Source organism: Micromonospora sp. S4605, from assembly GCF_003176715.1.
Lineage (GTDB): Bacteria > Actinomycetota > Actinomycetes > Mycobacteriales > Micromonosporaceae > Micromonospora > Micromonospora echinaurantiaca.
This window is the reverse complement of sequence record NZ_QGSW01000374.1, coordinates 1-8,475: the sequence shown is the minus strand read 5'-3', so window position 1 is coordinate 8,475 and position 8,475 is coordinate 1. Positions and strand designations below refer to the sequence as shown.

The 8,475-nt window shown below is 76.2% G+C and carries 10 protein-coding genes; 5 read left to right on the top strand and 5 right to left on the bottom strand.

Translation table 11 applies throughout. The features are described from left to right. The coding region (locus tag DLJ47_RS30905) for an LppM family (lipo)protein (RefSeq protein ID WP_199236078.1) at positions 1-647 on the bottom strand (647 nt) is incomplete at its 3' end. 402 nt (positions 648-1,049) lie between these two features. Here DLJ47_RS30905 and DLJ47_RS30900 point away from each other — a divergent pair. The 3 genes from DLJ47_RS30900 to DLJ47_RS37285 all read left to right on the top strand — a co-directional run bounded on the left by DLJ47_RS30900 (position 1,050) and on the right by DLJ47_RS37285 (position 2,383). Then, on the top strand, positions 1,050-1,529 hold the full coding sequence (locus tag DLJ47_RS30900) for an RrF2 family transcriptional regulator (RefSeq protein WP_199236077.1): 480 nt from the start codon (positions 1,050-1,052) through the stop codon (positions 1,527-1,529). Positions 1,530-1,559: 30 nt separating this feature from the next. Further along, positions 1,560-2,033, top strand: a complete 474-nt coding sequence (locus DLJ47_RS30895; RefSeq protein ID WP_088994038.1) for a cupin domain-containing protein — start codon at positions 1,560-1,562, stop codon at positions 2,031-2,033. 143 nt (positions 2,034-2,176) lie between these two features. Further along, positions 2,177-2,383 (top strand): hypothetical protein, encoded by a 207-nt coding sequence (locus DLJ47_RS37285; RefSeq protein WP_233258110.1) that lies wholly within the window; start codon positions 2,177-2,179, stop codon positions 2,381-2,383. 4 nt (positions 2,384-2,387) lie between these two features. Here DLJ47_RS37285 and DLJ47_RS30885 read toward each other — a convergent pair whose 3' ends face one another. Continuing rightward, on the bottom strand, positions 2,388-3,569 hold the full coding sequence (locus tag DLJ47_RS30885) for an FAD-dependent monooxygenase (RefSeq protein WP_109905311.1): 1,182 nt from the start codon (positions 3,567-3,569) through the stop codon (positions 2,388-2,390). A 67-nt stretch (positions 3,570-3,636) separates the two neighbouring features. On the opposite strand from DLJ47_RS30885, the gene DLJ47_RS30880 reads away from it, so the two are divergent. Continuing rightward, positions 3,637-4,266 carry a TetR/AcrR family transcriptional regulator gene (locus tag DLJ47_RS30880; RefSeq protein ID WP_109905309.1) on the top strand — a complete coding sequence of 210 codons (630 nt, stop codon included), beginning with the start codon at positions 3,637-3,639 and terminating at the stop codon, positions 4,264-4,266. Positions 4,267-4,350: 84 nt separating this feature from the next. On the opposite strand, the gene DLJ47_RS30875 is transcribed toward DLJ47_RS30880, so the two are convergent. The 3 genes from DLJ47_RS30875 to DLJ47_RS30865 all read right to left on the bottom strand — a co-directional run bounded on the left by DLJ47_RS30875 (position 4,351) and on the right by DLJ47_RS30865 (position 7,126). Continuing rightward, on the bottom strand, positions 4,351-5,292 hold the full coding sequence (locus tag DLJ47_RS30875) for an AraC family transcriptional regulator (RefSeq protein ID WP_109905307.1): 942 nt from the start codon (positions 5,290-5,292) through the stop codon (positions 4,351-4,353). Between the two features lie 30 nt (positions 5,293-5,322). Further along, positions 5,323-6,027, bottom strand: coding sequence for an alpha/beta hydrolase (locus tag DLJ47_RS30870; protein WP_199236076.1), 705 nt, complete (start codon positions 6,025-6,027; stop codon positions 5,323-5,325). Positions 6,028-6,139: 112 nt separating this feature from the next. Further along, a complete protein-coding gene (locus tag DLJ47_RS30865) occupies positions 6,140-7,126 on the bottom strand; it encodes a LacI family DNA-binding transcriptional regulator (RefSeq protein WP_109905305.1) in 987 nt (328 codons plus the stop codon). 154 nt (positions 7,127-7,280) lie between these two features. Between DLJ47_RS30865 and DLJ47_RS30860 the strand changes: the two genes are divergently transcribed. After that, on the top strand, positions 7,281-8,475 hold a 1,195-nt coding region (locus DLJ47_RS30860), incomplete at its 3' end, for an MFS transporter (RefSeq protein WP_109905315.1).

Genomic DNA, 8,475 nt, shown 5'->3' with positions numbered 1-8,475 from the left:
CCGCCGGGCGCGGTCGCCGCCGTGCGCCGCCGCAGCAGCAGTACGACGACGACGGCGACGACCAGCAGGCCGACCACCCCGCCGACGACCAGCAGCCAGGGGAAGCCTCCGGCGTCGTCGTCATCGGTGGCGGCGGCGGACGGTCGGGGCGGCGCCTCGGCGACGGCGCGCAACTCGGCCGGCTTGTTCTGGTTGCTGCCGACCTGCCAGCTGACCGATCGTCCGTTGACCGTGCCGTTGGTCTCGCGTACCGGGCCGGGGAAGGTCACCGAAATTTCGAACGACATCAGCCGGAGGAAATCCTGCTGACTCTGTGGATGTTGTTCGGCGATTTTGCCGCCGTATTTCTTCGGGTCGAGCGGCAGGGTGAACCGGTAGAGATCGCCGTCGCGGACCAGTTTCACGCTCTCGCTGTTGAAATCGCTCAGCGGGGTGTTCTGATAGGTGATCTGGAAACCGAACACCCGGCCGTCCTCGTAGCGGGTCTCCGCACCGGGCGGCAGCGCCGGGATGTTCTGCCGCAGCTCGGCGAAGCCGGCCTCGACCGTCCGGTTCCCGCTGGTGAGCACGGTCTTTCGGGCCGTCAGCAGGAGCTGGCCGCTCACCGTGTCGTCGGCGTTGACAGCCAGCCCCATGTTCAGTTCCATGCAGCCGCTCAATACGGCCAGGAGAGCGAGACACCCCGCGAGCCGGAGCGCTCTGCCGCGGACGAGTCCCGTCATCATGCGCACAGTGTGTGTGATCGGGATCACGGTCAGCAGTCAGCGATCAGTCACAACGAAGTCGCCGATCTTACCGGCCCGTTGTCACGTTCGGCTGAGGCCCGCGACGGGCCGAATCGATAATCTGAAAGGTTGGCCGTCGTGCGGCAATTTCCTCGGCCGGCCGAGGCGGTCGACGCGGTCCGACGGGCCCGGTCGACGCGGTCCGACGGGCCCGGCCGGTGGCGGCCCGGCGCTGGCCGGCGCGGCACCGGCGAGGACCCGGCCGACGGTGGGAGAGCGGGCTTGCGGGACTAATCCTGGATATGTAGTGTCCAGATTATGCGAATGTCCGAGGGCGTCGAGTGGGCCCTGCACAGCTGTCTCAACCTGACCTGGCTGGAGCCGGGCCAGGCGGTGTCGGCCGCCCGCCTGGCCGCCTTCTACCGGCTGCCCACGGCGTACCTGAACAAGCAGTTGCAGGCACTGGTGCGGGCCGGGATCGTCACCTCCACTCCGGGCCCGCGCGGCGGGTTCCGGCTGGCCCGGCCGCCGGAGGCGGTCAGCGTGCTGGACGTGGTGGTGGCGATCGAGGGCGCGGAGGAGGCGTTCCGCTGCGAACAGATCCTCCGGGCCGGCCCGGGTGGCCGGGCCGACGTCGACTACCGCCAGGTCTGCCTCGTCTCACAGGCCATGCGCCGGGCCGACCTCGCCTGGCGGCGCGAGCTGGCCGGGCAGACGCTCGCCGACCTGCGCGCCGCCGTGGCGCAGCGCTACCCGGACACCCCCGCCAACACCCGGGAGCGGTTCGCCGCCCCGCTGTCCTGATCCACCGTCCCTGTCCAGAGAGGCACCACCATGACCGCACCCGTACACGTCCAGGCCACCGACGCCACCGTCCTCGCCGACGGGCCGACCAGCCTGATCACCCTGCTCGCCGACGCCGGCGCCACCGCGGGCGCGCTCACCGCCAACCGGGCCACGCTGCACCGCGGTTCGCCCGGCGCGCCACCGCATCTGCACACCCGCGCGGCCGAGGCGTTCTTCGTCCTCGACGGGGTGCTCGACGTGCTGGTCGGCGAGGAGATCCGTACCCTGCGCAAGGGCGACTTCCTGCTCGTCCCCGCGCACACCCCGCACGCCTTCGCGCCGGCCCGCGACGAGGCGGCCGACGTGCTGGTGGTCTTCACTCCGGGCATCGACCGGTTCGACTACTACCGGCTGCTGGAACGGGTCTACCGGGGCGAGGCCGACCCGGCGGAGATCGGCGCCAGCGGCGAGCGGTTCGACAACCACTACGTGGACAGCCCGCTCTGGCGGGCCCGCGCCTGACCGGGTGACCGGCGGCGTCCCGCGCCGCCGGTCTGCCGAGCGGCCGGTCCCCGGGCTACCCTGCGGCATGATCTCGATCTCTGCTGTGCTGCTGGTGGATCGGGACGGGCGCGTGCTGCCGCAGTTGCGCCGGGCAGGACGACGTGGTGCTCGGCGAGGGGGCGGCGATCCTGTTCCTGCCGGCCGAGGAGGTCCTCGACGGTCGGCCGTTCACCCCGGGCACCGCCGAGGTGCTGGCCCGGTTCCTCGGCTCACCGGAGCACACCCGGCTGACCGCGCTCGCCGCTGCCGGCCGGGCCGGTCAGGCACCTGCTGACGGTCGGCGCGGGCAGTCTCCCGCCGGCGGCTGACGGGTCAGCGGCCCGGGGCCGCGCCGGTCGGTGAGCTGGCGGTCGGCGGCTGCCAGTCGGCGTACCGGGCCATGCCGCGCAGTGCGGTGCCGGCCGGGGTCAGCCGGATCAGGGCGTTGCGCAGCGCGAGCGCCGCCGGGTGGCGCAGCTGCTGACCGAACCGGCCGGTCCGGGCCGCCGCCCGGGCGACGGCCTGGCTGCGTGGCCGCCGCTGCCGGTCGTACGCGGTCAACGCCGCCGGCACGTCGACGGTGCCCGCGCAGAGCGCGCCGAGCGTCACCGCGTCCTCGATCGCCTGGCACGCGCCCTGCCCGAGGTTCGGGGTCATCGCGTGCGCCGCGTCGCCGAGCAGCGCGACCCGCCCCCGCACGTACGACGGCAGCGGCGTGCCGAGGTGCAGGATGTCGTTGCGCAGCACCGCCTCCGGCGGGGTGGCGGCGAGCAGGGCCGGGATCGGGTCGTGCCAGGAGCCGAAGCGCTTTCGGACGGCGGCCAGCTCGTCCGGGGCGTGCCCGCCGGGCGGGGCGGTGACCGCGCCGTACCAGTAGACCCGCCCCTCGCCGAGGGGCACCATGCCGAACTCGGCGGCCGGTCCCCAACTGATCGCCGCCGGCACCGGAGCCGGGAAGGGGATCGCCGCCCGCCAGGCCGTCGAGCCCGCGTAGACCGGCGCCGGGGTCGCGGGCCAGAGCCGGGCGCGCAGCACGCTGTGCAGGCCGTCGGCCCCGACCACCAGGTCGGCCCGGAGCGTGGCCGACTCGCCGTGCCGCCGGTAGCGCACCTCGCCGGTGTCCGGGTCCACGTCGTCCACCTCGGCGCCGGTCCGCAGCGCCGCGGCCGGCAGCGCGTCGGCCAGGATCCGGTGCAGGTCGGCGCGGTGGATGCCGAGCGCGGTGGTGCCCAGCACCCGGGCCATCTCGTCGGCGTCCAACCGGGACAGCCAGCGCCCGCCCGCGGTGCGGATCCCGCCGGGGGCCTGCTGCCCCCGGGCGCGGACCACCGGCCCGAGCCCGAGCGCGTCCAGCCCGCGCAGCGCGTTCGCCATCAGGGTGAGCCCGGCACCGACCTCGCGCAGCTCGGGGGCGCGCTCCAGCACGGTGACCTGCCAGCCGACCCGGTGCAGGGCCAGTGCCGCGGCCAGGCCGCCGATCCCGCCACCGACCACGACCGCGCGCGCCGCGTCCATCACACCCGCCTCCTTCTACGTCTGTAGAAGTGCATACTACATCCGTAGAAGCGAGCCGAGGAGGGCCATGGCACGGGCGGAACGGGTGGCGTCGCTGGCCGACGCGGCGATCGAGCTGCTCGCCGAGGGTGGCATGCGGGCGCTGACCCACCGGGCGGTCGACGCCCGGGCCGGGGTGCCGCTCGGCACCACCTCCGCCTACCTGCGGACCCGCCGGGCGCTGATCGAGGCGGTCGTGCAGCGGTTGGCCGACCTCGACCGGGCCGACCTGGTCGCCCAGCGGCTGCCGACCGACCAGCCGCCGCCGCGGCCGGCGCCGCCGCTGACCCCGGACGACCTCGACCGGCTGGCCGCCGGCGTGGCAGAGGTGCTGGACCGCTGGCTCACCGTCGGCCGCAGCCGCACCCTGGCCCGGTACGCCTGCCTGCTGGAGGCGGTGCACCGGCCGGAGCTGCGGCCGATCCTCGAGCACGGCACCGGCCTGCGGGTCCAGGCCCGCGACCTGCTCGCCCGGGCCGGCGCGCCCGACCCGCGCCGGCAAGGTGACCAACTGGTCGCGTTCGTCGACGGGCTGCTCTTCGACCGGCTCGTCGGTGCCGGCGCGCTGAGCGCCCCGCCGCCGGGCAGCCCGGCCAGCCGGGCCGACCTCGCGTCGGCCGTACGCACCCTGCTGCGCGCCGCCACCAGTCCGGTCTGACGCCGGCGCGCTGGCGGAGCCGGATCGGGCACCGGTCCGGCCTGACGCCGGCGCGCTGCGGAAGCCGGATCCGGGTGGGCCGGATCAGTTGCCGGTCGCGGCGCCGATCCGGTGTTCGCTCGGGCTCACCCCGTGCACCCGCCGGAAGGCGGCGCTGAGCGCGAACGGGCTGCCGTAACCGACCCGGCGGGCGACCGCGCCGACCGTGGCGTCCGGTTCGCGCAGCAGGTCGGCGGCGAGCGCCAGCCGCCACCCGGTGAGGAAGGTCATCGGCGGCTCACCGACCAGCTCGGTGAAGCGCCGGGCCAGCGCCGCCCGGGAGACGCCCACCTCGGCGGCGAGCGCGGCGACCGTCCACGGCCGGGCAGGGTCCTCCTGCAACAGCCGCAGGGCCGGGCCGACCACCGGGTCACCGGCGGCGGCGTACCAGGCCGGGGCGGTGCCGGGCCGGGCGAACCAGGTGCGCAGCGCGGCGATCAACAGCAGGTCGAGCAGCCGGTCGAGGACCGCCTCCTGACCGGGCGCGTCCCGGGCCATCTCCTCGGCCAGCAGCGGCACCAGCGGGCTGCGCCAGTCGTCGCCGGTGACCACCAGCAGCGCCGGCAGGGCGGTGAGCAGCCGCCGGCTCAGCTCGCCGGGCAGCTGGTAGGTGCCGGTCAACATCACCGTCGAGCCGTCCGGGCCGGTGCCCCAGGTGCGTACGCCCAGCCCGGGCGTGGCGGTCAGCGGCTCGCCGCGCAGCGTGGTGCAGCGCTGGCCGGGGTGGATCACCACCTGTGGCGGGGTCGCCGGGTCGTCGGCGACGGTGTACGCGTCCGGCCCGCGCAGCACCGCCACGTCGCCGGGGCCCAGCCGGGCCGGCTCGCCGTCGTCCGGCACCACCCAGGCGGCGCCGCGCACCAGCGCCACCACGGTCAGCGGCGCGCGGTCCTCGATCCGCAGCGCGAACGGCGGGTCCAGCACCGAGCGGAGCAGGAACGCGCCCCGCGCCCGGGCCCCGTCCAGCAACCCGGTCAGCCCGTCCACGCCCGGATCATAGCCACCCGGGGGACCGCCTCAGCGTCGGCCGTCGAGCCAGGCGACGGCCTCACCGCGGGTGTCGGCGGGCACCTCGTGGGCGCCGGCGAACTCGCGGTAGGTCACGTCGTAGCCGAGGCCGTGCAACCGGGGGACCAGGCGGCGGCTGCACATGTCGACCGGCAGGACCGGGTCGTCGGCGCCGTGCGAGACGAACACCCGGGGCCGCCCGTGGGTGACCTGCGGCGCCGCGAAACCGGGGGAGAAGGCCACCACCGCGTCGACCAGGTCGCCGTTGGTCAGGCCCAGCGAGAGGGCGTACGAGGCGCCGTCGGAGAACCCGCCGACCGCCACCCGGTCGACCGGGTAGCCGGCGAAGGCGGTGGCCAGCAGTCCGTCGATCCGCCGTACGTCCGGCCCGAACCCCTCGACGATCAGGTCCCAGGTGCTCGACTCGGCCTGCGGGGCGACCAGCAGCAGGCGGTGCTCGTCGGCGAGCGGGAGCAGCAGGTCCAGCCCCTGCCGGGCCGAGCCGCCGGCCCCGTGCAGGAGCAGCACCAGCCGGTACGGCGACCCGTCGACCGGCTCCGGGGCGTACACCATGGCCAGCTGCCCGCCGTGCGGGTCGGTCAGCGACGCCAGCCCGGCGGCGGCCAGCGCGGTGGGCGGGGCCGGCCGCGCGGTCAGCCGGCCGTGCCGGGGGTTCTCCTCCGGCTGCCGGTGCGGCGGCGCGGGTTCGGCCACGAGATCATCTCTCCAGTCCTGGCGGGCGTGCGCCCGCTTACCCCACTGACCGGCGGCTAACCTCGCGGCCGCCGCGCCGGCCGTTCGCCCGGCAGCCGTGGCCGGTACCGGCTCAGCCGCTGGCCCGGCGAACCAGCCGGGACGGGAACACGGTCTCCGGCGGTGCCGGCCGGCCGGCCAGCGCGGCGGTCGCCGCGGCCGTGGCGATCTGCGCCACCGGGTGGGTCGCCGTGGTCAGCGCGGGAGTGGTCATCGCGGCGAGCGGGATGTCGTCGAAGCCGGTCACGGCCACGTCCCCGGGCACCCCGACGCCAGCGCCGCGCAGCCGGTCGATCACCCCGAGCGCGGTGGCGTCGCTGATCCCGACGATCGCGTCCGTGTCCGGCCAGCGCGCCAGCACCTCGCCGGCCGCCGCCCGCCCCCGGCGCGCGGTGAAATCGCCCGGCACCAGCCGCACCGGCAGCCCCGCGTCGCTCATCACCTGCCGGTACGCCCCGACCGACCGGCCGGCGCAGGACAGCCAGCGCGGACCGGTCACCATCGCGATGCGCCGCCGCCCGGTGGCGTACAGGTGCCGGACCGTGGCCGCCGTGCCGCCGCCGTTGTCCACGTCGAACGAGGGCACCAGGGTGGAGCCGATGCCGATCGAGGCCACCCGGCCGCGCAGCGCCCGGGGGATCGCGGCGAGCATCGCCTCGGTGGTGTTGACCAGGACCAGCCCGCCCACGCTGCGGTCCTCGGCCAGCCGGCGCAGCCCGGCCGGTTCGCGGGTCGGCAGCCAGTGCAGCGCCACCCCCAACCCGTACGGCGTGCAGACCCGGGCCGCCGCGCCGACCACCCGGTCGACGTACGGGTCGTCGAGGACTGTCGCGTCGGCGCCCCCCACCACGACCACCAGCCGCACCCCGCTGCCCCGGACCAGCGCCCGGGCGGCCGGGTTCGGCACGTATCCGAGCCGGTCGGCGGCGGCGGTGACCCGGTCCCGGGTGACCGGTGCGGCGTACCCGGTGCCGGCGAGCACCCGCGAGGCGGTGGCCCGGGATACCCCGGCCGCGGCGGCGACGTCCTCGAGGGTCGGTGGTCGGCGTGCCGTCGTCATCGCTGTCCTCCCCGTTGTCGCCGCCCGCCGGCGGTGCCCGTCCGCATCATCCCGCGCCGCGGGCGGAAACGGTAAGGGGTGGGACCGGGTTGTGGTGAGAACGCTCTCAGGTGTGCGATCAAGGGGAAGTGCATCCGCCGGAAGGAAACCCCTCGTGAGTCCCGCCGCCGCCCCACCCGCCGCACCGGCCCCGGCCGTACCCCGGTCGGTGCTCGCCGCCCGCACCGGCGTGGCCGTGGTCTTCGCCCTCAACGGTCTGGCCGTCGCCACCTGGTTCGGCCGGGTGCCGGCGGTCCGCGAGGCGCTCGGGCTCACCGCCGGCCGGCTCGGGCTGCTGCTGCTCGCGCTCTCCGCCGGGGCGCTGCTCGCCATGCCCACCGCCGGCCTGGTGGCCCAGCGCCTCGGCACGGCCCGCACGGTGGCCGCCTCCACCCTGCTCGTCGCGGCCGGCCTGACCCTGGCCGGGGCGGCGGCCAGCCTCGCCGGGTCGCTGGTCGGGGTAGCGGTCGGCCTCTTCGCGCTCGGCTACGGCTCCGGCACCTGCGACGTGGCGATGAACGTCGAGGGCGCGGCCGTGGAACGGCGGCTCGGGCGTACCGTCATGCCGCGTTTCCACGCGGCGTGGAGCCTCGGCTCGGTGGCCGGCGCGGCGCTCGGCGCCGGGGCCGCCCGCCTCGGTGTGCCGGTCGCCGCCCACCTGGCCGCGCTGGCGGCGGTGGTGCTGGTCGGCACGGTGCTGGCCGCCCGGTCGTTCCTGCCGGTGACGGAGAGCGCGGCCGCCCCCGCTCCGGCCAGCCGCCGGCGGGACCTGCTGGCCGCCTGGCGGGAGCCGCGCACCCTGCTGGTCGGCCTGCTGGTGCTGGTGATGGCGTTCGCCGAGGGCAGCGCCAACGACTGGCTGGCGGTCGCCTTCGTGGACGGTCACGGCCTCAGCGAGGCGGCCGGTGCGGCGGTCTTCGGCGTCTTCGTGGTCGGCATGACGCTGGGCCGTACGGTCGGCACCCTGGCGCTGGACCGGTGGGGCCGGGTGCCGGTGCTGATCGCCACCATCCTGCTCGCCGCCCTCGGCGCCGGTACGGCGGTGCTGGCCGGATCGGGCCCGGTGGCGATCGCCGGCGTCGCGCTCTGGGGCGTCGGCGCCTCGCTGGGTTTCCCGGTCGGGATGAGCGCGGCGGCCGACGACGAGGAGCGCGCACCGGCCCGGGTCAGCGTGGTCGCGGTGATCGGCTACACCGCGTTCCTCGCCGGGCCGCCGCTGCTCGGGATGCTCGGCGACCGGGTCGGCACGCTGCACGCGCTGCTGGTGGTGCCACTGCTGCTGCTGCCCACCCTGGCCCTGGTCCCCACCC

Bases quoted from the DNA above. Each gene is read 5' to 3' on its own strand.
- DLJ47_RS30880 (WP_109905309.1), top strand. From the start codon at position 3,637: ATGGCACGGGCGGAACGGGTGGCGTCGCTGGCCGACGCGGCGATCGAG.
- DLJ47_RS30895 (WP_088994038.1), top strand. From the start codon at position 1,560: ATGACCGCACCCGTACACGTCCAGGCCACCGACGCCACCGTCCTCGCC.
- DLJ47_RS30885 (WP_109905311.1), bottom strand. From the start codon at position 3,569: ATGGACGCGGCGCGCGCGGTCGTGGTCGGTGGCGGGATCGGCGGCCTG.
- DLJ47_RS30900 (WP_199236077.1), top strand. From the start codon at position 1,050: ATGTCCGAGGGCGTCGAGTGGGCCCTGCACAGCTGTCTCAACCTGACC.
- DLJ47_RS30865 (WP_109905305.1), bottom strand. From the start codon at position 7,126: ATGACGACGGCACGCCGACCACCGACCCTCGAGGACGTCGCCGCCGCG.